This is a genomic window from Silanimonas lenta DSM 16282, from assembly GCF_000429065.1.
Taxonomy (GTDB): Bacteria; Pseudomonadota; Gammaproteobacteria; order Xanthomonadales; family Xanthomonadaceae; genus Silanimonas; species Silanimonas lenta.
This window is the reverse complement of the sequence record NZ_AUBD01000005.1, coordinates 53,591-79,522: the sequence shown is the minus strand read 5'-3', so window position 1 is coordinate 79,522 and position 25,932 is coordinate 53,591. Positions and strand designations below refer to the sequence as shown.

Annotated in this window: 28 protein-coding genes; 12 read left to right on the top strand and 16 right to left on the bottom strand. The window is 70.7% G+C overall.

The genetic code is table 11. The features are described 5' to 3' along the window. Nucleotides 1-165 precede the first annotated feature (165 nt). Genes G408_RS0103005 through grxD form a run of 3 tightly spaced genes read right to left on the bottom strand, consistent with a single transcriptional unit; the run spans nt 166 to nt 1,878 of the window. Nucleotides 166-774: a YhgN family NAAT transporter gene (locus G408_RS0103005; RefSeq protein WP_028769881.1), complete on the bottom strand. Its 609-nt coding sequence runs from the start codon at nt 772-774 to the stop codon at nt 166-168. A gap of 10 nt (nt 775-784) precedes the next feature. Next, nucleotides 785-1,561, bottom strand: coding sequence for an SDR family NAD(P)-dependent oxidoreductase (locus G408_RS0103000; RefSeq protein ID WP_051282554.1), 777 nt, complete (start codon nt 1,559-1,561; stop codon nt 785-787). After that, entirely contained in the window at nt 1,558-1,878 is a 321-nt protein-coding gene (gene grxD, locus G408_RS0102995) for a Grx4 family monothiol glutaredoxin (protein WP_028769879.1), read from the bottom strand. Before grxD ends, G408_RS0103000 begins: the two co-directional genes overlap by 4 nt. Nucleotides 1,879-2,001: 123 nt before the next feature. On the opposite strand from grxD, the gene G408_RS0102990 reads away from it, so the two are divergent. Together G408_RS0102990 and G408_RS0102985 are read left to right on the top strand one after the other, a co-directional pair. Next, the gene (locus tag G408_RS0102990) at nt 2,002-2,580 is read left to right on the top strand and encodes a superoxide dismutase (protein ID WP_028769878.1); all 579 of its coding nucleotides are present in this window, start codon (nt 2,002-2,004) and stop codon (nt 2,578-2,580) included. Beyond that, nucleotides 2,580-3,608 carry an ABC transporter ATP-binding protein gene (locus G408_RS0102985; protein ID WP_051282553.1) on the top strand — a complete coding sequence of 343 codons (1,029 nt, stop codon included), beginning with the start codon at nt 2,580-2,582 and terminating at the stop codon, nt 3,606-3,608. The genes G408_RS0102990 and G408_RS0102985 overlap by 1 nt, the downstream gene beginning before the upstream one ends. 18 nt (nt 3,609-3,626) lie before the next feature. Here the strand turns inward: G408_RS0102985 and G408_RS0102980 are convergent, their stop codons facing one another. Both G408_RS0102980 and purE read right to left on the bottom strand, forming a co-directional pair. Further along, a complete protein-coding gene (locus G408_RS0102980; RefSeq protein ID WP_028769876.1) occupies nt 3,627-4,769 on the bottom strand; it encodes a 5-(carboxyamino)imidazole ribonucleotide synthase in 1,143 nt (380 codons plus the stop codon). Then, a complete protein-coding gene (gene purE / locus G408_RS0102975) occupies nt 4,766-5,284 on the bottom strand; it encodes a 5-(carboxyamino)imidazole ribonucleotide mutase (RefSeq protein ID WP_037412053.1) in 519 nt (172 codons plus the stop codon). The genes G408_RS0102980 and purE overlap by 4 nt, the downstream gene beginning before the upstream one ends. A gap of 65 nt (nt 5,285-5,349) precedes the next feature. On the opposite strand from purE, the gene G408_RS0102970 reads away from it, so the two are divergent. Both G408_RS0102970 and nadC read left to right on the top strand, forming a co-directional pair. Next, on the top strand, nt 5,350-5,619 hold the full coding sequence (locus G408_RS0102970; RefSeq protein ID WP_028769874.1) for a Trm112 family protein: 270 nt from the start codon (nt 5,350-5,352) through the stop codon (nt 5,617-5,619). Continuing rightward, a complete protein-coding gene (gene nadC / locus G408_RS0102965; RefSeq protein ID WP_051282552.1) occupies nt 5,600-6,487 on the top strand; it encodes a carboxylating nicotinate-nucleotide diphosphorylase in 888 nt (295 codons plus the stop codon). Before G408_RS0102970 ends, nadC begins: the two co-directional genes overlap by 20 nt. Here the strand turns inward: nadC and G408_RS0102960 are convergent. Continuing rightward, entirely contained in the window at nt 6,459-7,295 is an 837-nt protein-coding gene (locus G408_RS0102960; RefSeq protein ID WP_028769872.1) for an FHA domain-containing protein, read from the bottom strand. The two genes, nadC and G408_RS0102960, sit on opposite strands and share 29 nt — an antisense overlap. A 131-nt stretch (nt 7,296-7,426) precedes the next feature. Between G408_RS0102960 and G408_RS0102955 the strand changes: the two genes are divergently transcribed. Beyond that, a complete protein-coding gene (locus G408_RS0102955) occupies nt 7,427-7,759 on the top strand; it encodes a DUF3301 domain-containing protein (RefSeq protein ID WP_028769871.1) in 333 nt (110 codons plus the stop codon). Between the two features lie 11 nt (nt 7,760-7,770). Here G408_RS0102955 and G408_RS0102950 read toward each other — a convergent pair whose 3' ends face one another. From G408_RS0102950 to G408_RS12900, 6 genes are all read right to left on the bottom strand, one after another. After that, complete coding sequence (locus G408_RS0102950; protein WP_028769870.1) at nt 7,771-8,193, bottom strand: ClpXP protease specificity-enhancing factor; 423 nt, start codon at nt 8,191-8,193, stop codon at nt 7,771-7,773. After that, entirely contained in the window at nt 8,190-8,828 is a 639-nt protein-coding gene (locus G408_RS0102945) for a glutathione S-transferase N-terminal domain-containing protein (RefSeq protein ID WP_028769869.1), read from the bottom strand. Before G408_RS0102945 ends, G408_RS0102950 begins: the two co-directional genes overlap by 4 nt. A gap of 138 nt (nt 8,829-8,966) precedes the next feature. Continuing rightward, on the bottom strand, nt 8,967-9,677 hold the full coding sequence (locus G408_RS0102940; RefSeq protein WP_028769868.1) for a cytochrome c1: 711 nt from the start codon (nt 9,675-9,677) through the stop codon (nt 8,967-8,969). Continuing rightward, nucleotides 9,670-10,917, bottom strand: coding sequence for a cytochrome b (locus G408_RS0102935; RefSeq protein ID WP_028769867.1), 1,248 nt, complete (start codon nt 10,915-10,917; stop codon nt 9,670-9,672). Before G408_RS0102935 ends, G408_RS0102940 begins: the two co-directional genes overlap by 8 nt. Beyond that, on the bottom strand, nt 10,917-11,528 hold the full coding sequence (gene petA / locus G408_RS0102930; RefSeq protein ID WP_028769866.1) for a ubiquinol-cytochrome c reductase iron-sulfur subunit: 612 nt from the start codon (nt 11,526-11,528) through the stop codon (nt 10,917-10,919). The genes G408_RS0102935 and petA overlap by 1 nt, the downstream gene beginning before the upstream one ends. A 123-nt stretch (nt 11,529-11,651) precedes the next feature. Then, nucleotides 11,652-12,620 carry a lytic transglycosylase domain-containing protein gene (locus G408_RS12900; protein WP_084628036.1) on the bottom strand — a complete coding sequence of 323 codons (969 nt, stop codon included), beginning with the start codon at nt 12,618-12,620 and terminating at the stop codon, nt 11,652-11,654. A gap of 129 nt (nt 12,621-12,749) precedes the next feature. On the opposite strand from G408_RS12900, the gene miaB reads away from it, so the two are divergent. From miaB to G408_RS0102895, 6 genes are all read left to right on the top strand, one after another. After that, complete coding sequence (gene miaB / locus G408_RS12895; RefSeq protein ID WP_037412051.1) at nt 12,750-14,093, top strand: tRNA (N6-isopentenyl adenosine(37)-C2)-methylthiotransferase MiaB; 1,344 nt, start codon at nt 12,750-12,752, stop codon at nt 14,091-14,093. Continuing rightward, the gene (locus G408_RS0102915) at nt 14,093-15,097 is read left to right on the top strand and encodes a PhoH family protein (protein WP_425423334.1); all 1,005 of its coding nucleotides are present in this window, start codon (nt 14,093-14,095) and stop codon (nt 15,095-15,097) included. Before miaB ends, G408_RS0102915 begins: the two co-directional genes overlap by 1 nt. A gap of 5 nt (nt 15,098-15,102) precedes the next feature. Further along, entirely contained in the window at nt 15,103-15,561 is a 459-nt protein-coding gene (ybeY, locus tag G408_RS0102910; protein WP_028769864.1) for an rRNA maturation RNase YbeY, read from the top strand. A 106-nt stretch (nt 15,562-15,667) separates the two neighbouring features. Continuing rightward, nucleotides 15,668-16,534 carry a transporter associated domain-containing protein gene (locus G408_RS12890; RefSeq protein ID WP_037412049.1) on the top strand — a complete coding sequence of 289 codons (867 nt, stop codon included), beginning with the start codon at nt 15,668-15,670 and terminating at the stop codon, nt 16,532-16,534. Beyond that, nucleotides 16,521-17,732 (top strand): lipoprotein N-acyltransferase Lnb domain-containing protein, encoded by a 1,212-nt coding sequence (locus tag G408_RS12885; RefSeq protein WP_051282597.1) that lies wholly within the window; start codon nt 16,521-16,523, stop codon nt 17,730-17,732. The genes G408_RS12890 and G408_RS12885 overlap by 14 nt, the downstream gene beginning before the upstream one ends. A 7-nt stretch (nt 17,733-17,739) precedes the next feature. Beyond that, complete coding sequence (locus tag G408_RS0102895; RefSeq protein WP_028769863.1) at nt 17,740-18,753, top strand: magnesium and cobalt transport protein CorA; 1,014 nt, start codon at nt 17,740-17,742, stop codon at nt 18,751-18,753. Nucleotides 18,754-18,772: 19 nt separating this feature from the next. On the opposite strand, the gene sufT is transcribed toward G408_RS0102895, so the two are convergent. Both sufT and G408_RS12880 read right to left on the bottom strand, forming a co-directional pair. Next, nucleotides 18,773-19,324 (bottom strand): putative Fe-S cluster assembly protein SufT, encoded by a 552-nt coding sequence (sufT, locus tag G408_RS0102890; protein ID WP_028769862.1) that lies wholly within the window; start codon nt 19,322-19,324, stop codon nt 18,773-18,775. 141 nt (nt 19,325-19,465) lie between these two features. Further along, complete coding sequence (locus tag G408_RS12880; RefSeq protein ID WP_051282551.1) at nt 19,466-21,598, bottom strand: alkaline phosphatase D family protein; 2,133 nt, start codon at nt 21,596-21,598, stop codon at nt 19,466-19,468. Between the two features lie 140 nt (nt 21,599-21,738). Here G408_RS12880 and G408_RS12875 point away from each other — a divergent pair, with 140 nt between their 5' ends. Next, nucleotides 21,739-24,126, top strand: coding sequence for a TonB-dependent receptor (locus tag G408_RS12875; RefSeq protein WP_037412048.1), 2,388 nt, complete (start codon nt 21,739-21,741; stop codon nt 24,124-24,126). 54 nt (nt 24,127-24,180) lie between these two features. Here G408_RS12875 and G408_RS0102875 read toward each other — a convergent pair whose 3' ends face one another. Beyond that, on the bottom strand, nt 24,181-25,635 hold the full coding sequence (locus tag G408_RS0102875; RefSeq protein WP_028769861.1) for an NAD(P)(+) transhydrogenase (Re/Si-specific) subunit beta: 1,455 nt from the start codon (nt 25,633-25,635) through the stop codon (nt 24,181-24,183). Next, the gene (locus G408_RS0102870) at nt 25,635-25,922 is read right to left on the bottom strand and encodes an NAD(P) transhydrogenase subunit alpha part 2 (protein WP_037412046.1); all 288 of its coding nucleotides are present in this window, start codon (nt 25,920-25,922) and stop codon (nt 25,635-25,637) included. Before G408_RS0102870 ends, G408_RS0102875 begins: the two co-directional genes overlap by 1 nt. Between the last annotated feature and the right edge of the window lie 10 nt (nt 25,923-25,932).

Sequence of the window (25,932 nt, the reverse complement as noted above, 5' to 3'; positions counted from 1 at the left end):
CCGCGATCGGGCGGAGGCACTCGCTTCTAACCGCCGTCGACTGCGGACGGGCTTCTTTGGCAATGGCAGTCTAACGACAGTTTAACAGCCTAGGCGGCGCAGATGACAGCACGGTGACAGTCGTCTCACGGCGGTCATGGACGCCTGCGCCGCCGGCCCCGGCCCTCAGCCCGGCGGGGCCCAGCCGAGGTAGGCGGCGAGGCCGTCGAGGAACATCTGCACCGAGATCGCCACCAGCACCATGCCCATCAGCCGCTCCAGGGCGGTCAGGGCGCGGCGGCCGAGCAGGCGGTAGAGCCGGGTGGCCGAGAACAGGATGGCGGCGGTGGCCGCCCAGGCCAGCAGCAGGGCCAGGCTCCAGTCGAGCAGGCGGTCCGGCTCCTTGGAGCCCATCAGCATCACCGCCGCCATGCCCGAGGGGCCGGCCACCAGGGGCACGGCCATGGGCACGATGAAGGGCTCGCCGTCCGGGGTATCGCCGAAGATGCCCTCGGGGGCCGGGAAGATCATCCGCAGGCCGATCAGGAACAGGATGATGCCGCCGGCGATGCTCACCGACTCCTGCCGCAGATGGATGAAGTCGAGGATGTAGCGGCCGGCGAAGAGGAACAGGAACAGCACGGCCAGCGCGATCACCAGCTCGCGGGCCAGCACCCGGCGCCGCCGGTGCTCGGGCACGGGCTTGAGCAGGCTCAGGAACACCGGCACGTTGCCCAGCGGGTCGAGGATGAGGAACAGCAGCACCGCCGCGGCGAAGAGGCTGGAATCCTGCACGGGGGCTCCTTCAGGCGGTCGCGGTGGCAGCCGGCGAGGCCGGGGCGGGGACGTGGATGCGGCCGCGCTGTTCCGCGCCCGCAGGCGAGAGCAGGTGCACGCAGGCCCCGGCATAGGCCTCGGGGCCGGGCACGCGCAGCATGGCCTCGTCGACGAAGGCGCGGCTGCGCAGGGCGGTGCGCATGGGGCCGGGCTGCAGGCCGCTCACCCGCACCGTCGAACGGTCGGTCTCGGCATGCAGCAGGCGCACCAGGGCCTCGCCGGCGGCCTGGGTGATGCCATAGGCGCCCCAGTAGGGCCGCAGCACCCGCTCCGGCCCATCGAGCACGAAGACCACGGCGGCATCCGGGGCCTTGTGCAGCAGGGGCAGGCAGGCCTGGGTGAGGAACCAGCGGGCGTTGAGGTTCACCTGCACCTGGCGGGCGAACTGCTCGGGCGGGGTGTTCTCCAGCGGCGTGAGGCCAGCGAAGTCGGCGGCGCAGTGCAGCAGGCCATCGAGCCGCCCCAGCTCGCGTTCGATGGTGTCGGCCAGGGTTTCCATGTCGGCCGGATCGGCGCCGGCGAGGTCCATGGGATAGAGCGCCGGCTCCGGGCCGAGGGCCTTGAGGGCGTCGTACACCCGGCCGAGCTTGGGCACCCGCCGCCCCAGCAGCACCACGGTGGCGCCGGCGCGGGCGCAGGCCTTCGCGGCCTCGGCCCCGAGACCGCCATGGGCGCCGGTGATCAGCACCACGCGATCCTTCAGGGGCTGCGGCACCACCTCGGGGAAGGGCACGAACTCGCTCATGCCGCCTGCGCCTCGGCGACGATGCGCGCCAGCTCGCCGGCCTCGGCCAGCTCGACGATGATGTCGGCGCCGCCGATCAGCTCCCCCTGCACGAACAGCTGAGGGAAGGTGGGCCAGTTGGAATAGCGCGGCAGCGCGGCCCGGATCTCGGGATCGGCCATCACGTTGACCGTGTGCAGCCGGGTGGCGCCGGCGGCGCGCAGGGCCTCGACGGCGCGCTGCGAATAGCCGCACATCGGGAACTCCGGCGTGCCCTTCATGTAGAGCACCACCGGGTGCGCTTCGAGTTCCGCCCTGATCCGTTCCGTCACCGCCATCGGCGTCCCTCCGGGTGTTCACGACACCGGCACCGGTGGCCGGCGCCGCACAGGCTATGATTTTAGCCCCTGAGGCGGTGCTACCGCCTCCCCCTTCCACGCCATCCGCCACCGGAGAGCCCCATGGCCATCACCCTGCCCCCCCTGCCCTACGCCCGCGACGCCCTTGCCCCGCACATCTCGGCCGAGACCATCGACTTCCACTACGGCAAGCACCACCAGGCCTACGTGGACAACCTCAACAAGCAGATCGCCGGCACCGAGTTCGAGGCCATGGACCTCGAGAGCATCGTGAAGAAGTCGCAGGGCGGCATGTTCAACAACGCCGCGCAGGTGTGGAACCACACCTTCTACTGGAACTGCCTGAAGCCCGGCGGCGGCGGCGAGCCCACCGGCCGGCTGGCCGAGGCCATCAATGCCGCCTTCGGCTCCTTTGCCGCCTTCAAGGAGCAGTTCACCCAGACCGCGCTCACCACCTTCGGTTCGGGCTGGGCCTGGCTGGTGCAGCGCCCGGACGGCACGCTGGCGCTGGTCTCGACCTCGAACGCCGCCACCCCGATCACTGGCGCCGATACCCCGCTGCTGACCTGCGACGTGTGGGAGCACGCCTACTACGTCGACTACCGCAATGCCCGCGCCAAGTACGTCGAGGCCTTCTGGAACCTGGTGAACTGGGACTTCGTCGCCCGCCAGATGCGTTGATGGCAGACGCCCTGCTCGAGGTCGAAGCGCTGGCCGCCGCCCATGGCGGCCAGCGCGTGTTCGGGGATGTGAGCCTCGCCCTGCCGCGCGGCGGCCTCGGCGCCCTGCTCGGCCCCTCGGGCAGTGGCAAGACCACCCTGCTGCGGGTGATCGCCGGCCTGCACCCCCCGGCGGCCGGGCAGATACGGCTGCGCGGCGCCGATGCCAGCCGCCTGCCGCCGGAGAAACGCGGCCTCGGCTTCGTCTTCCAGGACCTCGCCCTCTTCCCCCACCTCACGGTGGCCGGCAACGTCGGCTTCGGGCTCTCGCGCCAGCCGCGGGCGGAGCGCGAGGCCCGGGTGGCCGGGCTGCTGGCGCGCCTCGGCCTTTCCGGCCTCGAACGCCGCCTGCCGCACCAGCTCTCGGGCGGCCAGCAGCAGCGCGTGGCCCTGGCCCGTGCGCTGGCCCCGAGGCCCGACCTGCTGCTGCTCGACGAACCCTTCTCCAGCCTCGATGCCGACCTGCGGCCGCGCCTGCGCGACGAGCTGCGGGCGGTGCTGAAGGCCGAGGGCACCGCCGCCCTCTTGGTGACCCACGACCAGGACGAGGCCTTCGCCTTCGCCGATACCGTCGGCGTGATGCTGCGTGGGCGACTAGCGCAATGGACGGAAGGCTACGAGCTCTACCACCGCCCGGCCGATGCCGACGTGGCGCGCTTCGTCGGCGACGGGAGGCTGCTGCCGGTGCGGCGGCTGGAGGGCGGGCGCATCGCCACCCCCTTCGGCCCCCTGCCCCTGCCGGCCGGCGGCGCCGGCTTCGGCGACGAGGGCCTGCTGCTGGTGCGTCCCGATGACCTGGTGCTGGGCGAGGGCGAGACCGAAGCCACGGTCGGCGAGGTGGTGTTCCACGGCGCCGAATCGATGCACCACCTGCGGCTCGACGACGGCACCGAACTCAGCGCGCTGGCGCCGAGCCATGCCCGCTTCCGGCCCGGGCAGCGGGTGCGCCTGCGCCCCGACCTCGCCCATGTGGTGGTGTTCCCGCGCTGAAGGCGCGGCGAAAGCCCTTCAGCCGCGCAGCCGCGCCAGTACCGGGGCGAACTCCGCCTCGCGGCCCAGCGCCGATGCCACCCGCTGCAGTTCCGCGGCCAGTGTGGCGCGGTCATCGGCCCGCAGGGTGGCATGCCCCACCTTGCGCCCGGCACGCGGCGACTTGCCGTAGTCGTGCCAGTGCCCGGCCGGGCTGGAAAGCAGCGGTGCCGCTGGCGGAAGCTCGCCCACCCAGTTCAGCATCACGCTGTGGCCGAGTGCGGCGGTCTCGCCGAGCGGCAGGCCGAGCACGGCGCGCAGGTGGTTCTGGAACTGCGAGGTCTCGGCGCCCTCGATCGTCCAGTGCCCGGAGTTGTGTACCCGCGGCGCCATCTCGTTGGCCAGAAGCTCGCCTCCCTGCACGAAGAGCTCGAGGGCGAACACGCCGACGTAGTCGAGCGCCTCGGCCACGGTGCGGGCATGGGCCACGGCCCGCGGCGCCAGTTCCCCGGCCCCGGCGGCCGGCGCCATCGAGGCCGAGAGGATGCCCATGCGGTGCCAGTTCTCGGTGAGCGGCCAGGCCCGGAACGCACCGTCGCGGCCACGCACCGCCACCACCGAGACCTCGCGCTCGAAGGGCACGAAGGCCTCGAGGATCAGGCCCACGCTGGCGGCCTGCGGCCCCAGCGTCTGCCAGGCGGCCTCGAGGTCCTCATGCGACTTCAGGCGGAACTGCCCCTTGCCGTCGTAGCCGAGGCGGCGGGTCTTGAGGATGCAGGGCGTGCCGATGCGGGCCACCGCCGCCGCCAGCGAGTCCTTCGAATCCACCGCGGCGAAGGCCGGGGTGGCGATGCCGAGTTCGTTGAACAGGGTCTTCTCGGCCAGCCGGTCCTGGGCCACGGCCAGCGCGCGCGGGGCCGGGAACACCGGGATGCGCGCCGCCAGCCACTCGGCGCTCTCGGCCGGCACGTTCTCGAAATCGAAGGTGGCGACATCGACCCGGCGGGCGAACTCGGCCAGCGCCGCCTCGTCGCGCCAGTCGCCCACCACCATCGGGACGAACTGCCCGGCGCAGGCCTCGGCGCTGGTGTCCATCACCAGGAAGCGCAGGCCGAGCGGCGCGCCCGCCAGCGCCAGCATGCGCGCGAGCTGGCCGCCGCCGAGGATGCCGACGGTGCTCATGCCCGCGGGTCCGGCTGGGCCAGCACGGCCTCGGTCTGCTCGCGGCGGAAAGCCTCGAGCGCCGCGGCGATGGCCGGGTGCTCGTGCGCCAGCAGGGCGGCGGCGAACAGCCCGGCATTGGCCGCGCCGGCCGCGCCGATGGCGAAGGTGGCCACCGGGATGCCGGCCGGCATCTGTACGATCGAGAGCAGGGAATCGAGGCCGTTCAGCGCCTTGCTCTGCACCGGCACGCCGAGCACCGGCACGGCGGTCTTGGCCGCCAGCATGCCCGGCAGGTGGGCGGCGCCGCCGGCCCCGGCGATGATGGCGCGCAGGCCGCGTGCGGCGGCCTGTTCGGCGTACTGGAACAGCAGGTCGGGGGTGCGGTGCGCGCTCACCACCCGCACCTCGTGCGGCACGCCCAAGCGCTGCAGCCGTTCGACGGCGTGCTGCATCGTCTCCCAGTCGGAACGCGACCCCATCACCACGCCTACCCGCGGAGTCGCGTGCGCGGTGTCCTGTCCAGCAGCCTGCATGGCGAGCCTCTCCGGCAAAAGCGTATTCTAGACCCTTCTCCCCGACGCGCCCCAGCCATCCCCGCATGGACCGCTCGCTGCTCGACCTGCTGGTCTGCCCGGCCACCCACCAGCCCCTGCACCGGCTCGACGCCCGCCAGCGCGAGGCGGTGAATGCCGCCATCGCCCGCAATGAGGTGCTGCGCGGCGACGGGCGCTTCCAGACCGAGCTGCTGTCTGACGCGCTGGCCACCCGCGATGGCCGCAGCGTCTACCGCATCGACGACGGGATCCCGGTGCTGCTCGAGGACGAGCGGCTGCAGACCGCCGGCATCGATGGCCTCGCCGCCCGCTGATCCGTCCCGCCCCGCCGTGGCGCCGCCCGACCCGGCCGAGGTCGGGGCGCAGGTGCGGGCGGCGCTGGCCGAAGACCTCGGCCCCGGCGATGCCACCGCGCAGCTGCTCGAGGACGGCCCCGCCGAAGCCTTCGTGGTGTGCAGGGAGGCGGCGGTGATCGCCGGCCGGCCCTGGTTCGACGCCTGCTTCCACGCGCTCGACCCGGCCATGGTGATCGACTGGGCCGTGGCCGAGGGCGAGCACGTCGCTCCCGGCACCCGGCTCTGCACCCTGCGCGGCCGCAGCCGGGCACTGGTGAGCGCGGAGCGCACCGCGCTCAACTTCCTGCAGACCCTCTCGGCCACCGCCACCACCACCGCGCGCTACGTGGCCGCCCTCGCCGGCAGCCGCACCCGCGTACTCGACACCCGCAAGACCCTGCCGGGGCTGCGGCTCGCCCAGAAGTACGCAGTGCGGGTCGGCGGCGGGGTGAACCACCGCATGGGCCTGCACGATGCGGTGATGCTGAAGGAGAACCACATCGCCGCCGCCGGCTCGATCACCGAGGCGGCGCGCCGCGCCCGGGCCCTGCACCCGGGGCTGCCGCTGATCATCGAGGTGGAGACCCTGGACGAGCTCGAGGAGGCGCTGGCCACCGGCTGCAGCCGCATCCTCGTGGACGACTTCGACGAGCCCATGCTGGCCGAGGCGGTGCGCCGTGCCGCCGGCCGGGTGCCGCTGGAAGTCTCCGGCGGCGTCTCGCTGGAGCGGCTGCCGGCGCTGGCCGCCACCGGCGTCGATTACGTCTCGGTCGGGGCGCTCACCAAGCACGTGCGCGCCATCGACCTCTCGCTCAGGATCAGCGTCCCAGCGCCAGCCAGGCGATGAGGGCGAGCGAGCCTGCGATCACCACGCCCGCCACCGCCTTCACCCAGCCCGGCACGCCCGCAGCCGCCGCCGATGCCGGCGCCGCCGGCGCGGTCTTCTGCTGTACCTGCTGGATCTCCATGCCGGGGGCGATCAGGATCAGCCGCACCTGGTCGAGGCGGAGTTCGTCGCCGGGCAGCAGTTGGCCGGTCTGCACCCGCTTGTTGTTGATGTAGGTGCCGTTCGAGGAGCCCAGGTCTTCCACCAGCAGGCCCTGGGCATTGGGCTTCACCAGCGCATGGCGGCGCGAGATCTCGTCCACCGGGATGCTGATGTCGCATTCGGCGGAGCGGCCGATGGTCATCGGTCCTGGCACCCCGTACATCTTGCCGAAGGTGGTGCCCGAGACCCCGCGCAGCACGAACTTGGGCGGCGCGGCGCGCACCCGGGTGGCGCCGGTGTCGCCATCCAGCGCCATGGCCTGCGCGGCCGCCACCACCGAGGCCGGCAAGACGCCGCCCGCGGCACCACTGCTGGCCCGGGCCGGCTCCGAGGCCACGAACTTCACCGTGACCGGGCCGAAGCCCACGAGGTCGCCGGTGCGCAGGGCGATGAGCTCGTTCACCGGCTTGCCGTTCACCGTGACGGGCCCGCTGCCCTCGGGCTTCTGCAGGTTGGCGCCGGTGCTGGTGACATGGATCTCGAAATGCCTGTGCTCGATGCCGGGCAGGGCCAGCACCACCGCCCCCTCCGGATCGCTGCCGATGCGGTTGACTCCCATGCTGAGCAGCACGGTCGCATGCTCGCCGTTCGGAAACACCAGCTTCATCCGCTTCCCCCGTCGCGATGTCTTGCCCGCGCAGCGCAGGCCCTGGGCACACAGTGTGCCGGGCGCCACGGCCGTCGTCACCCTCCCCAGGGGGCTTGCACCCGCCGCAGGCGGCCTCCATGTTCGGCGGCATGGATACCCTGACCCTGCTCGGCCTCGGTGCCGCCGCCGCCTTCGCCTGGAACTGGTGGGCCGACCGCCAGGCCGCCGACCAGGCCACCCGTCTCGCCCGCCAGGCCTGCGAACAGGCCGGGGTGATCTGGCTCGACCAGAACGTGCAGCGGGTGCGCAAGCGCCTGCAGCGCGGCGAGGACGGACGGCTCGGCTGGCGGCGCGACTTCGACTTCGAGTTCTCCCACAGCGGCGAGGAGCGGCAGCTGGGCCGCATCAGCCTGTTCGGCAGGCGGCTGCTGTCCCTGGTGGGGCCGGAGCGCCCGCCACCGCTGGTCTACGTCGGCCGCTGAGGGCTTCCCGGCTACTTGATGATGCGCAGGTGGCCACCCCGCTTCGGCGGCTCGGGGCTGGTCGAAGGCCCGCTGGGGTCTTCGGGCGGGGCGACCTCGCCCTCGTCCGGGGGCAGGCCCATGCCCTGGCCGGTCTCCTGGGCATAGACCGCGAGCACGGCGGCCACCGGCACCACCACGGAATGGCTGACGCCGCCGAAGCGCGCCATGAAGCTCACCTCGCGGTTGCCGAGCTGCAGCTGGGCCACGGCGCGGGCGGCGATGTTCAGCACCACCCGGCCATCCTTGACCGCCGAGGGTGGCACCCGCACGCCCTCGTGGCGGGCATCGACCAGCAGGTAGGGGGTCATGCCGTTGTCCACGATCCACTCGTGCATCGCCCGCAGCAGGTACGGGCGGTTCGAGGTCATCAGGGGCGGTTTGGCATCGCTCATGCGGGCAGTTCGCGCAGCGCCTTCTCTTCCGGGGTCAGGCTGCGCAGGAAGCCAGGGTTGCGGAAGATCCGCATGCCGTAGTCCTCGATCGGCTTGGCCTCCTTCGGCAGCACCACGCCCAGGGCCGGCAGGCGCCAGATGATGGGGGCCATGGCGCAGTCGGCCAGGCTCATCTCGGGGTTGAGGAAGAACTTCGAGGCCTTGAACAGCGGCAGGGCGGCCAGCACGAGATCGCGCAGCTGCTTCCTCGCCGCATCGAGCTGGGCCTTGGTGCTGGCCTGCTGCGCCGCCTGCACGTGCGGCACCCACTCATGCTCGAGGCGCAGCATGGCGAGCCGCAGGCGCGCCCGCGAGAGCGGATCGATCGGCATCAGCGGCGGGTGCGGGTAGCGCTCGTCGAGGTACTCGGTGACCACCGAGGCCGAGTACAGCACCAGGTCCCGCTCCACCAGGGTGGGAACGGAATGGTAGGGGTTGAGGTCGATCAGGTCTTCCGGCGGGTTGGCCGGGTCGACCGGGAGCAGGTCGTAGTGGACGCCTTTCGCGGCGAGCACCAGGCGGACGCGGTGGCAAAGAACGCAGTCCCTGGCGGAGAACAAGGTCAGGGTGTTGCGCAAACGCGGGCTTGCAGCCATCGGCACTTCCCTTCGACGTGGCCTTCGACCCCGCGTCGATGGCCCAACATCCCCTAACGTGCCGCAAAAGCCCGGCCGGCCGCAAGGGTCCGGCAGAGCCGGAGGCCCGGCGGGGCCGGCGCCCCGCCGGGCGGACGGTCAATGGACGTCGCGCCAGTATTCCTTCTTCAGCAGCCAGGCCAGCAGGGTGAAGAAGGCGAAGAACAGCACCACCCAGGCGCCCATGCTCTCGCGCTTGAGGCGGGCCGGCTCGCCGACATAGGTGAGGAAGGCGGTGAGATCGACGATCGCGCGCTCGTACTCGGCCGGGCTCAGGCGACCGCGCTCGTGCTCCTGGATGACGAAGCCATCCTCGGTCTTGCGCTGGATGCCCTGGAGTTCCCAGAGTACGTTCGGCATGCTGGCGCCGGCGAGCACGGTGTTGTTCCAGCCCATCGGCCGGGTCTCGTCGACATAGAAGGACTTGAGGAAGGTGTAGATCCAGTCCTCCTGGCCGATCTTGCCGCGGGCGGTGGTGGAGAGATCCGGCGGCGCCTTGCCGAACCAGGCCTGGCCGTCGCCCTTGTCGAGGCCGGTCTTCATCAGGTCGCCGATCTTGGCGTCGCCCTTGACCAGGAACTCCTCGACCATCTCGTGGCTCAGGCCGAGGTCGTCGGCAAGCCGCGAATAGCGCATGTACTGCAGGGAGTGGCAGGCCGAGCAGTAGTTCATGAACAGGCCGGCGCCCCGCTGCAGGGAGGCCCGGTCGGACAGGTCGATCGGGGCGTCCTGCAGCTTCACGTTGCCGGCGGCGAAGGCCGCGGCCGGGGCGAGGGCGAGCAGGAGGGCGAAAAGGCGCGACTTAAGCATGCGAGGTCACCCGCTCCGGAACCGGCTTGGTCGGATCGATGGCCGTCCAGAACGGCATCGTGATGAAGAAGAGGAAGTAGAAGACGGTGCAGATGCGCGCCACCAGGGTCTGCAGCTCGGAACCCGACTGCAGGCCGAGCCAGCCGAGCACCACGAAGCTGATGCAGAACAGCGTGATCATGGTCTTGCTGATCCAGCCGCGGTAGCGCAGCGAGCGGACCTTGCTGCGGTCGAGCCAGGGCAGCAGGAAGAAGATCATCACCGCCGCGCCCATCACGATCACGCCGGCCAGCTTGCCCGGGACGGCGCGCAGCATGGCGTAGTAAGGCGTGAAGTACCACACCGGCTTGATGTGCTCCGGAGTGACCAGCGGGTTGGCTTCGTTGAAGTTGTCGAACTCCAGGAAAAGATCGCCGAAGGTCGGGGCGAAGAACACGATGAAGCTGGCGATGATCAGGAAGAAGCCGGCGCCGAAGATGTCCTTCACCGTGTAGTACGGGTGGAAGGGGATGCCGTCGAGCGGCTTGCCGGTGGCCTTGTCCTTCACCTTCTTGATGTCCACGCCATCCGGGTTGTTGGAACCCACCTCGTGCAGGGCGCCGAGGTGCAGTACCACCAGCAGCAGGATGACGAGCGGCAGGGCGATGACGTGCAGGGCGAAGAAGCGGTTGAGGGTGGCGTCGGAGACCAGGTAATCGCCGCGGATCCACTCGGTGAGCTCGGTGCCCACCACCGGGATGGCGGAGAACAGGTTGATGATCACCTGCGCGCCCCAGTACGACATCTGGCCCCAGGGCAGCACGTAGCCCATGAAGGCCTCGGCCATCAGCACGAGGAAGATGAACATGCCGAGCACCCACACCAGCTCGCGCGGCTTCTGGTAGGACCCGTAGATCAGGGCCCGGAACATGTGCAGGTAGACCACCACGAAGAACAGCGAGGCGCCGGTGCTGTGCATGTAGCGGATCAGCCAGCCGAACTCGACGTCACGCATGATGTACTCGACCGAGGCGAAGGCTTCCGCCGCGCTCGGCTTGTAGTGCATGGTGAGGAAGATGCCGGTGACGATCTGGTTCACCAGCACCAGCAGGGCCAGCGAACCGAAGAAGTACCAGAAGTTGAAGTTCTTCGGAGCGTAGTACTCCGACATGTGCTTCTTGTAGAACGGCACCAGGCCGGGCGTGCGCTGGTTGAACCAGTCGACGACGCCGTTGACGGCCTGCTCGAGCTTGGCATTCATCAGGCGGCTCCCTCGGGGGCGACGCCGACCACGATGCGGTCGGGGTTCGCCGGGTCGAAGTGGTAGGGCGGGACCTCGAGGTTCGAGGGCGCGGGCACGCCGGAGAAGACGCGCCCGGCGAGGTCGAAGCGCGAGTTGTGGCAGGGGCAGTAGAACCCGCCCTTCCACTCGCTGTCGAAGGCCTGCGGCTGCAGCTCGGGAACGAACAGCGGCGAGCAGCCGAGGTGGGTGCAGATACCGACCAGCACGCCGATCTCGGGCTTGAGCGAGCGGGTCTCGTTCTTGGCGAAGGCCGGGGTCTGGTCGGCATTCGCCGAATCCGGGTCGGCGAGGCGGGCGTTAAGGGTGGGCAGGGCCTCGAGCTGCTCGGCGTTGCGCTTGAAGATCCACACCGGCTTGCCGCGCCACTGCACGATCATGCGGGCACCGGGCTCGAGGTCGAGCTTGCCGATGTCCACCACGACCGGCGCGCCGGCGCTCTGGGCGCGGGCGCTCGGCTTCCAGGAGGCGAGGAAGGCGTAGCCCCCCGCGGCGGCGCCGGCGGCGCCCACCACGGCGGTGGTCGCGGTGAGGAACCGGCGACGCCCGTTATTGATCCCTTCGTTGGCCATTCGGCTCTCCGAACTTCGCTAGACGTGAGGTTGCGGGAAGGCCAGAACCGGCCGCCGCGGCAGGGCGGAAGTGTAGCCGAACGCCTGTTTGGCGGACAACGCTGCCTGCCCGTGCCCAGGGCCTCAGGGCGCGGCCCCGGCGGCAGCGCCCGCGGCCCCGCCGCCTGCGGCCAGGGCCTCGCGGTAGCGGGCGTGAAGGGTGGCCACACGGGAGACGTAGAGCTGGGTTTCCTGGAAGGGCGGCACGCCGCCGTGGCGGTCGACATTGCCCTCGCCGGCGTTGTAACCGGCGGCCGCGAGGGTGGTGTCGTTGTTGTAGCGGTCGAGCAGCCAGCGCAGGTACTGCACGCCACCCCGGATGTTCTGCGCCGGATCGAAGGGGTCCTGCACGCCGAAGCGCTGTGCCGTGGCCGGGATGAGCTGCATCAGCCCCTGCGCCCCCTTGTGCGAGAGGGCGTTGGGATTGAAGGCCGACTCGGCATGCATCACCGCCCGCACCAGGGCCTCGTCCACCCCATGCTGCCGGGCCGCGGCGCGGATCTCCTCGGCATAGGCGGTAGTGTTGAGCCTGACCGTGCTGAAGTCCACGCCCGGCAGCGCGGCGCAGGCATAGCAGGTCTCGACATAGGTGAAGAGCGTGCGCACCGGGGCGCCGGCGTTCTGCGGCCGGACGTTGGTGTAGTGGGTGACGCCATCCTTCACATAGGTGTAGACCGCGCCGCGGGTGACCCGCGCGCCCTTCACCGCCGGGGCGGCCAGAGGCGGGGCATCGCCCGGCAGGCTCGAGAACTCGACGCGCCGCCCCGGAGCGGCCATGGAGGCGCTGCCGGGCACGCCCCCCGCCGCTGGCGCGGACGCTGCGGAGGCAGGCGCAGGCGTAGGCGGCGGGGCCGGGCGGATCGCCGGCCGCGGATCGGGCCGGTACTGCGCGGCCACCGTGCACTGCATGCCCGGCAGGCGCTTGCTGCCGTAGTGCGAGATGCCGTCGGCACCGACGCAGCGGTACAGGGTGCCGGCCAGGGCCGGGCCGAGGCCGAGCAGGGCCAGGGCCGCGAGGGCCGGGCGCAGGAAGGGGGCGGGGGCGGTCCGCATGGCGCGCAGTGTCCCCCCGCCCCGCCCGCCTGCCAAGCCCCGCGGCGCGCGGACAGGCCATGTTCGGGCCCCGGGCGCCGCCGGGGCGTACAATCGCGCCCCCACCCACCGGAACGGAATAAGCGCCGTATGCCCGGCAAGCTCTTCATCAAGACCCACGGCTGCCAGATGAACGAGTACGACTCGGCCAGGATGGCCGACGTGCTGGCCGCCGAACATGGCCTGGAACTCACCAGCGACGAGGCCGAGGCCGATGTCATCCTCGTCAATACCTGCTCGATCCGCGAGAAGGCGCAGGAAAAGGTGTTCTCCCAGCTCGGCCGCTGGCGCGAGCTGAAGAAGGCCAACCCGAAGCTCGTGATCGGCGTGGGCGGCTGCGTGGCCTCGCAGGAGGGCGAGGCGATCATCAAGCGCGCGCCCTTCGTCGACCTCGTGTTCGGCCCGCAGACCCTGCACCGCCTGCCGGCCCTGATCGAGGCCCGGCGCGAGAGCGGGCGGCCGCAGGTGGACATCTCCTTCCCGGAGATCGAGAAGTTCGACCGGCTTCCGGAGCCGCGTGCCGAAGGCCCCACGGCCTTCGTCTCGATCATGGAAGGCTGCAGCAAGTACTGCAGTTTCTGCGTGGTGCCCTACACCCGCGGCGAGGAGGTGAGCCGGCCCTTCGAGGACGTGCTGGTGGAAGTGGCCCAGCTCGCCGAGCAGGGCGTGCGCGAGGTCACCCTGCTCGGGCAGAACGTGAATGCCTACCGGGGCGCCACCGAGGATGGCGGCACGGCCGATCTCGCGGATCTCATCCGCGCCATCGCCGAGTTCGAGGGCATCGGCCGCATCCGCTTCACCACCTCGCATCCGCTGGAGTTCACCGACTCGCTGGTGGAGGCCTACCGCGACGTGCCGAAGCTCGCTTCCTTCCTGCACCTGCCGGTGCAGTCGGGCTCGGACCGCATCCTGGCGGCGATGAAGCGCAACCACACGGTGCTGGAGTTCAAGGCCAAGATCCGCAGGCTGCGCGAGGCCAGGCCGGACATCTGCATCAGCTCCGATTTCATCGTCGGCTTTCCTGGCGAGACCGACCGCGACTTCGAGCAGACCATGAAGCTGATCGAGGAAGTGGGCTTCGACCAGAGCTTCAGCTTCATCTACTCCCGGCGTCCGGGCACGCCGGCGGCCAGCCTGCCCGACGACACGCCCGCCGAGGTGAAGAGCGCCCGTCTTTCGCGGCTGCAGGCCGCGATCACCGCCAATGCGCGGCGCATCTCCGAGGCCATGGTGGGCACGGTGCAGACGGTGCTGGTGGAAGGCCCCTCGAAGAAAAATCCGGAGGAAGTGACCGGGCGCACCGAGAACATGCGCTTCGTGAACTTCCCTGCCCCGCCGCGGGTGATCGGACAGTTCGTGGAGGTCGAGATCACCGAGGCGCTCTCCAACTCGCTGCGCGGCCGCATCCTCACCCGCGAGACGGTGGCGGCCTGATGCCCCCGGCGATGGCGGAAGGCGCGGCGATGGGCAGCGGCATGCGGCGTGATTTCACCCTGGAACCTGCCGATGGCGAGCGCCTGGCGAACCTCGCCGGGCCGCTGGATGCGCACCTGCGGCAGATCGAGCTGCGGCTCGGGGTCAGGATCGCCAACCGCGGCGGGGTGTTCCGCATCGACGGCCCGGCGAAGGCCACGGCCGTGGCGGAACGCCTGCTGCGCCAGCTCTGGCTGGATGCCGAGACCGAGGTGCTGACGCCGGAGGCGGTACACCTGCGGCTCGGCGCCGACGACGAGACGGCGCAGGAACGCGACCTCGGCTTCGCCCCGCAGGACGTGGCGATCAAGGTGAAGCGCGGCACCATCCGCGGCCGCGGCGCCAACCAGGCGGCCTACCTGCATGCCATCGCCACCCACGACATCAACTTCGGCATCGGCCCGGCCGGCACCGGCAAGACCTACCTTGCCGTGGCCAGCGCGGTGGAGGCCCTCAACGAATCGCGGGTACAGCGCATCCTGCTGGTGCGTCCGGCGGTGGAGGCGGGCGAAAAGCTCGGCTTCCTGCCCGGCGATCTTTCGCAGAAGGTCGATCCCTATCTGCGCCCGCTCTACGACGCCCTCTACGAAATGCTGGGCGTGGAGAAGGTGACGCGGCTGCTGGAGCGCAACGTGATCGAGGTGGCACCGCTCGCCTACATGCGCGGTCGCACGCTCAACGATGCCTTCGTGATCCTCGACGAGGCGCAGAACACCACGGTCGAGCAGATGAAGATGTTCCTGACCCGCATCGGCTTCGGCACCACCGCGGTGATCACCGGCGACCTTTCCCAGATCGACCTGCCGCGCCAGCAGAAGAGCGGCCTCAAGGATGCCGTGGAGGTGCTGCGCGGGGTGGAAGGCATCAGCTTCAGCTTCTTCGAGGCGAAGGACGTGGTGCGCCACCCGCTGGTGGCGAAGATCGTGCGCGCCTACGACCGCCGCGACGGCGGCGATGCCGGTTGAGCGCGATGGCGGAACCTGCGGTGAGCGTGAGCTATGGCCTGCCGCGCCGGGGGCTGCCCGCGCCCGCCAGCGTGCGCCGCTGGGTGGCCGCGGCCCTGACCGGGCGGCGCGCCCGGGCCGAAGTCTCGGTGCGCTTCGTCGATTCGCCCGAGGGGCGTGCGCTCAACCGCGCCTACCGCGGCAAGGATTACGCCACCAACGTGCTGAGCTTCCCGGTGGAGCTGCCGCCGGGCGTGCGCTCGCCCCTGCTCGGCGACATCGTTGTCTGCGCGCCGGTGGTGGCGATGGAGGCGCTGGCCCAGGGCAAGCCGCTGGCCCATCACCACGCCCATCTCGTGGTGCACGGCTGCCTGCACCTGCTCGGTATGGACCACCAGAACGAAGCCGAGGCCGAGGCGATGGAAGCCCGCGAGCGGCGCATCCTCGCCCGGCTCGGCATCCCCGACCCCTACGCCGGACGCTGAGCCGGCCCGCGCCACGGCGCAGATCTGGCCTCCACCGGAAGTGTCACGGGGCTTGGGCTACACTCCGCGGCCTGCGCCCTCCGTCGAGGGCATCCGTCTGGCCTGAATGTCCGAGGACGATTCCAGTCCCCTGCCCGAGAAGCGCTCCTGGCTCGAACGCCTGTCGCATGCCTTCTCGGGTGAGCCCCGCAACCGCGAGGACCTCATCGAGATCCTGCGCGACGCCCGCCGCAACGGCATCATCGAAAGCGACACCCTGGGCATGCTCGAGGGCGCGCTCGCCGTGTCGGCCATGACCGTGGCCGACGTGATGGTGCCGCGGGCGCAGATGGTCTCGCTGCCCGCCGGCCTGCGCCTGCTCGACCTGATGCGGCAGGTGGTGGAGAGCGGGCACTCGCGCTTCCCGGTGCATGGCAACGACCGCGACGACATCCTCGGCATCCTGCTGGCGAAGGACCTGCTGCGCGGCATCGTCGAGGACAACGCCGTGCAGGACGTGCGCGAGCTGCTGCGCCCCGCCCTGCTGGTGTCGGAGGGTAAGCGCCTCGACGTGCTGCTGCGCGAGTTCCGCGCCTCGCGCAACCACATGGCCATCGTGGTGGACGAGCACGGCGGCGTGACCGGTCTCGTCACCATCGAGGACGTGCTGGAGCAGATCGTCGGCGACATCGACGACGAACACGACGAGGCCGAGCCGGAAGGCGCCGGGATCGCGGTGGCCGGCGATGGCAGCTGGGTGGTGGAGGCGGTGACGCCGATCGAGGAGTTCAACGAACGCTTCGCCGCCGGCCTGCCGGATGACGAGTTCGATACCGTGGGTGGCTTCGTGGTGGCCGGCATCGGCCACCTGCCCGAGCCCGGCGAGACCTTCGACGGTGCCGGTTTCCGCTTCACCGTGCTGGAGGCCGACCAGCGGCGGGTGATCCGCCTCGGGGTGCGGCCGGTGGCCGCGGATGCCGATGCCGCGGCCTGACCCCAGCGCCCGGCGCCTGGCGTCCCGGCTGCTGCTCAGCCTCTTCCTCGCCCTGTTCGGTGGCGTGCTGGCCGCGGCGCCGCGGGTGGGCGTGCTCACCATGCAGCCGGGCGAGGTGTTCTTCGAACGCTTCGGCCACAACGCGCTGGTGGTCGATCCCGGCGACGGCAGCGAGCCCACCAGCTACAACTTCGGCTACTTCGACCCCGAGGAACCGGATTTCCTTTCCCGCTTCGTGGCCGGCACGATGCGCTACCGGCTGGTGGCCCTGCCGCTCGCCTACGATCTCTCGCTCTACGAGCGCGCCGGACGCGGCGTGTCGGTGCAGTGGCTCGACCTCGATGCCAGCGAGGCCACGGCCCTGGCGGCGATGCTGGCGGTGAACGCACGACCGGAAAACGCGGTCTACGACTACCGCTACTTCACCGACAACTGCTCGACCCGGGTGCGCGATGCGCTGGATGCCGCCACCGGCGGCCTGCTCAAGCGCCGCCTCACCGCGAGCTCGCTCGGCAACACCTACCGCGGCGAGGCGGTGCGCCTTGCCTGGCCCGACCGCTGGATGGGCCTTGGCTTCCACCTCGGGCTCTCCGCCCGTGCCGACCGGCCGCTCTCGCGCTGGGACGAGGCCTTCATCCCGATGCGGCTCGCCGATTCGCTGCGCGGCCTCAGCCGCGAGGACGGCCGCCCGCTGGTGGCGGAGGAGCGGGAACTGCTGCCGCACCGCCTGCCTGTGCCCCCCGCGGAACTGCCGCGCTGGCGCGGCGGAGCGATGCTCGGCGGGCTTGCCGCCGCCTTCGGCCTGCTCGCCCTCGGCACCCGCCGCCCGCGCCTGGTGGCGGCCCTGGCCCTGCCCTTCTGGGCGCTCTCGGGCCTTGCCGGCCTCGCGATGCTCTTCCTCTGGTTCGGCACCGGCCACGAGTTCGCCCACCGCAACGAAACCCTGTTCTTCGCCAGCCCGCTCGCCCTGCTGCTGCTGCCCGGGGCCTGGCGGGCGGCGCGCGGCCACGCGCCGGGGAAGGGATTCCGCGCCGTGCTGCTCCTGCTGCTGGGTTCGGTGGTGCTGGGCTGCGTGCTGAAGTTCATGCCCTTCATGCGCCAGGAGAACCTGGAGTGGCTGCTGGTGCTGGTGCCCCTGCACTGGGCCTTCGCCCGCCATTTCCGCCGCCTTGCGGAGCGCCGCGCCGGCACCGGATGATGCCGGCATGCACCCGGCCGACGACGACGCCCCCTTCCCGCGCAGCGAGATGCTGCGCTCCTGCGTGCACTACCGCGACGGCCGGCGGGTGGCCGACCTCTCGCTGGAGGCCATCTCCGAGGCGCTGGCCGTGGACGACGGCAGCTTCGTCTGGGTGGGCCTCTACGAGCCGGATGCCGCCCTGCTCGCCAAGGTGCAGGAGGAGTTCGGCCTGCATCCGCTGGCGGTGGAAGACGCCCTGAAGGCGCACCAGCGCCCCAAGGTGGAGGCCTATGGCGACGCCCTGTTCATCGTGCTGCACACCGCCCAGGCCAGCGAGACGCTGGAGATCGGCTTTGGCGAGACCCATGTGTTCTTCGGCCCGCGCTATCTGGTGACGGTGCGCCACGGACCCTCGCTTCCCTATGCCGCCGCGCGCGAGCGCTGCGAACAGCAGCCCGCCCTGCTCGCCCTCGGCCCCGGCTTCGGCCTGTATGCCGTGCTCGACCAGGTGGTGGACCATTATTTCCCGATGGTCGAGCAGTACCGCCGCGAGCTCGAACGCATCGAGGCCGAGCTGTTCGACGGCCACTTCAAGCGCGAGACGGTACGCCGGCTCTACGACCTCAAACGCGATGTGACGCGGATGCGCCTCGCGGTCTCGCCGCTCGGCGACGTGCTGGGGCAACTGGCCAGGCTCTACCCGAGCCTCGTCCGGCCGGAACTGAAGGTCTACCTGCGCGACGTGAACGACCACGTGCTGCGCGTCACCGAGGCCACCGACACCCTGCGCGAAATGCTGAGCGCCGCCATGTCGGTGAACCTCGCCCTGGTAGCCGCCGAGCAGGGCGAGGTGGTGAAGCGGCTGGCCGGCTGGGCGGCGCTGCTGGCCGTGCCCACCCTGTTCGCCAGCTGGTATGGCATGAACTTCGAGTCCATGCCCGAGTTCAAGGAGCGCTACGGCTACCCCGTGCTCATCGGGGTGCTGGTGGTGGTCTGCGGCCTGCTCTACTGGAAGCTCAGGAAGGCCCGCTGGCTCTGAGGCCTGCGGGCCAACGCCTTCAGAGCATGCCGGTCTCGAGCTTCGCCGCCTCGCTCATCATCGACTGGTTCCACGGCGGATCGAACACCAGCTCGACGTCGGCCTCGGCGATGGTGGGGATGCGCTCGACCTTGCTGCGCACATCGTCCACCAGGATGTCGCCCATACCGCAGGCCGGGGCGGTGAGGGTCATGCGGATCGCCACGCGGCGCGCCCCGTCCTCGCGGCGGCCGAGTTCCACCGAATAGACCAGGCCAAGCTCGACGATGTTCACCGGGATCTCGGGGTCGAAGCAGGTACGCAGCTGCGACCAGACGAGCTTCTCCACCTCCTCGTCGCTGGCGTCCTCGGCCAGCGCGATGGCTTCCGGCGGCTCCTTGCCGAGGGCATCGGCATCCTCGCCGGCGATGCGGAAGAGATTGCCTTCCACGAACACGGTGAAGGAGCCGCCGAGGGCCTGGGTGATGTAGCCGACGCTGCCGGCCGGCAGGGTCACGCGCTCGCCCTGCGGCACCAGCACGGCCGCGCAGTCGCGGGAGAAGCTGACGGGTTCGCTGGAGCGGCTGTACATCGGGCGGAATCAGGACCAAATCAGCCCGAATTGTAGCCGCTAGCCGGGTGAGCCGGAATGACGGCGCCGTCGCCCGGCCGGAAGGGCCCGCGGCATGGCGGCAGGCCGGCGCCGGGGCCGGCCGTTCCGCGGGCTGGTGTCTCAGCGCGGCGGCGCGGCCTCCTGCAGCGACCAGCCCCCCTCGCCGCGCTCGACCCGGAAGCGCCGCTCCTGCACCTGCGCCCGCCAGGCCCCGGGGCGCTCGTACAGGCACTCACCGGCGAGGCGCTCGTCGAACTCGAGGAAGCGCACCTCCATGGTCTCGCGCCCGAGATGGACCAGCGAGACACCGTGGCGGCGGGTCTGGGCGTAGCGCAGGCCGGGATAGCCGGCGAGCAGCAGGGCATCGAGGGCCTCGACCAGGCGCTGGCCCGCCGCCCGGGTAGCCGTATCGCCATCCACGTTCCTGCCGAGGATGCTGCCGAGCGTGGTGGAAGAGACCGCCGGGGTGGTGAACTCGACCACCTTCGCCGCGTGCTGGCTGGCGAAGCCGGCGTGGATGTCGCCGGAGAGCAGCAGGGCGCCATGGCGGTCGAAGGCCTCGAACCAGGCCGCGCGCTCCACCGGGAAGGCATCCCAGTGATCGACGTTGAGCAGCACTTCGTGGGCCCAGGCCGGCGGTGATGCGAGTTCGGGCCGGCGCAGGTCGAGCAGTAGCGGGGTGAAGGACACCGAGCTCGCCACGATGCGCCAGTCCGCCCCGGCATGGCGCTCCAGCGCTCCTTGCAGCCACCCGGCCTGCGCCGCGCCGAGGGCGCTCGGCGTCTCTGCGGTCCTGAGCCGTGCCAGCAGGCGGTAGGTCGGGGCGATGACGAAATAGCGGCTGCCCACCGCATCGAACAGCCGGGTCTTGCCGAGCGCCGCCCAGCTCAGGCCACGCGGCAGGTCGGGACGGGCTTCGATCGGACCGGCCTTCAGGAAGAAGGGCGCAGCCGCGTCGTGGCGCTGCAGGATGGCATTGGCCACCGGCAGGGCCATCGGCGCCTCGATGGCCCGGGCCACGCGGCGCCGCACGTCGGCCGCCGCCAGCCCCTCGTCGCGGTAGGCGCGGATCAGCGCCCGGCGGATCGCCGCCCGCGGTCGCCGGTACGCCGGATCACGCAGGTCGATGTAGGGGTGCAGATGCCCTTGCCAGTCCTCGAAGGCCTCGCCGATGCGCGGCAGGGCCTCGCGCAGGGCCGGCTCGTCGTAGACCAACGCACCGGGGAAGGCATCCTCGGGCACGAGGTGGTCGGGCCGGGCGCTGCGGAAATCGGTGGCCATCAGCGCCAGCCGCTGGCCGAAGACGAGTTCACGCCAGATCTGGCCGTGGGGGAACAGGGCGCCACGATCGACCTCGCGCCCATCGCGGGCGGGGTCGAGGTCGGCCGGCAGGTATTCGTGCCAGGCCTGCTCGGCATTGCGCCGGCGCTCGCCGTCGCGCTCGTCCATCCGGCCATCGTGGAAGGTGGCCACGTCCTGCCAGCAGTCGTCGGAGAACTCGTGGTCGTCCCAGATCGCCACCAGCGGCGTGCGTTCCAGCAGGGCCTGCAGCACGGGATCGCTTCGGTACTCGCGGTGCAGCTGACGGTAGTTGTCGAGGCTGGCCGCGGCATGGAAGCGGCGCCCGGCCTTGCCGAGCTCGATCGCTCCGGCCGCATCGTCGAACTCGATGCGCCGCCCCTCGCCCTCCTGGAAGCCAGGATCGCCCACCGTCTCGTAGATGAAGTCGCCGAGGTGCAGGATGAAATCCAGCTCCTCCTCGAGCAGCGGCAGCAGGCTGTTGTACCAGCGCCCGGTGTAGTCCTGGCAGCTCAGGAAGGCAAACCGCAGGTCGCGCTCGGCGCCCGGGGCCGGCGCGGTGCGGGTGCGGCCAAGGGGCGAGGAGACCGTGCCCTGCGGCGTCGTGGCGAGGAAGCGGTAGTGGTAGCGGCGGTCCGGCTCCAGACCCTCGACCCGCACCTTGAGGCAGCCATCGGTGGCGGCCCCCACGGGGAAATGGCGATCGACCCGCAGGTCCTCGAAGGCCTCGTCGGTGGCCAGCTGCAGCCGCAGGCTGGCGATGCCGCTACCGGGCGCGATACGCGTCCAGAGCACCACGCGGTCCGGCCGCGGATCGCCGGAGGCCACCGACTGGGCGAACAGGCGGCGATCGACCGCAATGGGACTCGGCGCCGCCCCGGCGCACGGCAAGGCAAGAGTGGCGGCGGTGACGCTGGCAAGACGGAGGAACTGGCGGCGACTGATCGGCGGCATGGCATCCAGGGGGCAGAGGGAAAGCCGGCCAGTGCACACGAGGGCGATTGCAGCGGCATGACGCCGGGAGGCTTAACGAGCTTGTCACGCCATTGCACGACGCTCCCGCCCTTCGTTTCCCCCACCCTCCGGAGCATCGAATGCATCCCCGTCCCTCGCTGATCGCCCTTGCCATCCACGGTGCGCTGCTTGCCGCCGTCCTCCCTGCCCCGCTCAAGGCGCAGGACGCCACCGCCGACGGCGGCGAGCGCGCCACGCTGATCGACACCATCGTCGTCACCGCGCAGAAGCGCGAGCAGCAGGTGCAGGACGTGCCAATCGCGATCAGCGCCTATTCCGGCGAGTTCCTCGAGCGCTTCGGCGCCACCGAGATGAAGGACATCGGCAACCTCGTTCCCGGCCTCGAGATCCAGGAGCAGAGCCCGAACAACCCCGGCTTCGTGATCCGCGGCATCACCTCCGACAGCGGCCAGGCCTTCGCCGCCCCGCGCGTCTCGGTGTTCCAGGACGGCGTCTCGCTCTCCCGCGCCCGCGGCGCCGTGGTGCAGCCCTTCGACCTCGAGCGCGTCGAGGTGCTGCGCGGCCCGCAGGGCACCCTGTTCGGGCGCGGCGCCCAGGTGGGCGCGGTGCACCTGATCCAGAAGAAGGCCTTCAACGGCCACGAGAGCGGCTTCACCGTCGGCCTCGGCGACTACGCCATGAAGCACTTCAGCGGTTACGCCAACGCGCCGCTCTCCGATGCCCTGGCGGCACGCTTCGCGGTCTTCCACGAAAGCAACGAGGGGTATGTCGAGAACCTCGCCGGGGGCCGCCTCAACGGCAAGGACACCAGCGCGCTGCGCGCCAGCTTCGGGCTCGAGCTCGGCGAGGGCCACCGCCTCGACCTGATCCTCAACCACCAGGTCGACAGCGGCCCGGGCACCGCCTTCCGCACCAACGTGCTGCCCACCCGCGCCGGCAGCCGCGACGTGTTCGACTACACCGCCGACCTCAACCGCGGCACCCGGCTCGGCCTCGACCGCCACGTGAACGGCGTGACCCTGCTCGGCGAGTTCCGCCTGAACGATGCCTGGACCCTGAGCAGCATCAGCGGCTGGCGCACGTTCGCCTCGGTGGAAGAGTTCGATGCCGATGGCTCGCAGCTCAATGCCCTCGAGTTCGCCGAGGACGTGGAAGGCGAGCAGCTGAGCCAGGAGTTCCGCTTCAACTACGACGCCGGCGGCCGTTTCCGCGGCTTCGCCGGCCTCGGCTGGTTCCAGGAGGACGGCTTCCAGCGCGTGCCCTTCAGCACCGACGAGCGCCAGCTCGCCGCCCTGCTCTCCCCGGCCCTGCGCGCCGGCGTCGGCGCCGCCACCGGTGGCCTGATCCAGCTGCCCGTGGTGAGCCCGCTGAACCCCGACCTCACGCCCTTCCTCGGCTACACCACCTTCCCGGCCCTCGGGATCCCGGGCATCCCGCTCGGCACGCCGCTGCCGTTGCGCGCGTCCTACAGCGAGGAGTACAGCAACTTCGGCAAGGTCGAGGCGCTCGACGTGTTCGCCGACGGCACCTGGTCGGTCACCGATCGCTTCGACCTGACCCTCGGCCTGCGCGGCACCCGCGAGAAGGTGCGTTCGGGCTACGAGGCCCTGAACCTCGGCGGCTTCAGCGCGCTCGGCCAGGTGCTGCCGGCCGCGCCCACGGCCGTGGCCTTCCCGAACATGCTGTTCCGGCCGGTCTCGCGCCGCTTCGCCGAGGACACCTACAGCTCGGCCGTGGGCCGTGTGGTGGCCAACTACCGCTTCGGCGAGACGACGATGGGCTATGCCTCGGTGGCCCGCGGCCGGCGCCCGGACATCATCGAGTTTCCCACCGGCGGCAATGGCACCCCGAACTTCGTCCCGGCCGAGATCGTGCTGAGTTACGAAGTGGGCCTTAAAGGAGCGGCCTTCGGCGAGCGCCTCGCTTACGACCTCGCCCTGTTCCACTACGACTACAGCAACTTCCAGGCCAGCGTGCTCAATCCGAACGGCATCGGCACGCTCACCGCCAATGGCGGCAATGCCAGCGCCGACGGCGGCGAGCTCTCGCTGATCTTCCGCGCCAGCGAGGGCCTGCAGGCCTTCTTCACCTATGGCTACATCGATGCTGGCTTCGACGAGTTCGACGACGCCGGCCGCCGCCAGACCCTGGCCGGAAACCGTTTCCGCCTGACACCGAAGCACTCGGCCTCGGCCGGCATCGACGCCCGCTTCGCCGTGGCCGAAGGCGCCGAACTCTACCTGCGGCCGAGCTGGAACTGGCGCTCGCAGGTGTATTTCGAGGACCAGAACCAGCCGGGCATCGAGCAGGCCGGGTATGCCCTCGTCGACCTCAAGGCCGGCCTGCTGCTGGGCGAGGGACGCTGGGACCTCGGCGTCTTCGTCAAGAACGCCACCGACAAGGCCTACCTGATCGATGCCGGCAACACCGGCCTCAACTTCGGCCTGCCGACCTTCATCGTCGGCACGCCGCGCACCTGGGGCCTCACCCTGTCGGGCCGCTTCTGAAGCCGTATCGCCTGCTGGCCTCCTTGCCGGCGGGCGCGAGGGACGCGGCGGGCCTCAGTGCCCGCCGCCGTCCAGTTCCTTCATGCCGGCGATGAGCTGGGCGATGGCACCGCTGGCATCGCCGTAGAGCATCCGGGTGTTGTCGGCATAGAACAGGGCATTCTCGATGCCGGCAAAACCGGTGCCCTTGCCGCGCTTCACCACGATGACATTGCGCGCCGCCTCCACGTCGAGGATCGGCATGCCGTAGATCGGCGAGGAGGGATCGGTCTTGGCCACCGGGTTCACCACGTCATTGGCGCCGATCACCAGGGCCACGTCGGTGATGGCGAACTCGGGATTGATGTCGTCCATGTCGGCGATGATGTCGTAGGGCACGCCGGCCTCGGCCAGCAGCACGTTCATGTGCCCGGGCATGCGCCCCGCCACCGGGTGGATGGCGAACTTCACCTGCACCCCGCGCCTCTGCAGGGCCTGGGTGAGCTCCCAGACCTTGTGCTGGGCCTGGGCCACGGCCATGCCGTAGCCCGGCACGATCACCACGCGCTCGGCAAACGCCATCATCGCCGCCACGTCGCTGGCTTCGATCGGCTTTTGCGAGCCGCTGATGGCCTGCGCCTCGCCGGCAGCGCCGAAGCTGCCGAACAGCACGTTGCCGAGCGAGCGGTTCATCGCCTTGGCCATGAGCTGGGTGAGCAGCATGCCCGCCGCGCCCACCACGGTGCCGGCGATGATCAGGGCCTCGTTCTGCAGCACATAGCCTTCGAAGGCCACCGCGAGGCCGGTGAGGGCGTTGTAGAGCGAGATCACCACCGGCATGTCGGCGCCGCCGATCGGCAGGGTCATGGCGATGCCCACCACCAGCGCCAGGGCGAAGAACAGGGCGATGACGGGCATGGCCGGCGTGGGCTGTAGCACCAGCAACACACCGCAGATGAGCGCGCCGGCCATCAGGGCGGCGTTCACCAGCTGCTGGGCCGGGAAGACGTAGCGCTTGTCCATGCGGCCGTCGAGCTTGGCCCAGGCGATCACCGAGCCGGAGAAGGAGACCGCGCCGATCAGGGCGCCAAGCACTGCCAGCGTGGTCTTGGTGGCATCCAGGCAGGCGTGCGCGGCCATGGCGGCCGCATCGCAGGCACCGGCATGGCCGGCGGCGGTCACCAGCGCGGCGGCGCCGATCGCCGCTGCCGAACCGCCGCCCATGCCGTTGAAGATGGCCACCATCTGCGGCATGTCGGTGAGCGGCACCTTCTTGCCCCAGAGCCAGAACACCCCGCTGAGGGCGATGGCGAGCAGCATGAGGCCGAGGTTGATCGGGTCGATGCCGTGCGCCCCCCAGGTGGTCGGGGCGACGAAGGTCACCAGGGTGGCCAGCACCATGCCGATGCCGGCCCACTGGATGCCGCGCCGGGCGGTCACCGGCGAGGACATGCGCTTGAGGCCGAAGATGAACAGCACCGCAGCAATGAAATAGCTGGCCTTGGCCAGCAGGTCGAGCATGCCGTCCATCAGGCCTTCCCCTTGCTCGACTTGAACATCTCGAGCATGCGCTCGGTGACCACGTAGCCGCCCACCGCATTGCCCGCCCCCAGCAGCACGGCGATGAAGCCGATGGCGCGCTCCAGCGGCGTGCCGGCGTGGGCGAGGGCCACCATGGCGCCGACCACCACGATGCCATGCACGAAGTTGGAGCCGGACATCAGCGGCGTGTGCAGGATCACCGGCACCCGCGAGATGATCTCGTGGCCGGTGAAGGCCGCGAGCATGAAGATGTAGAGCGCAACGAAGCCGTCCATCGTTCTTCCC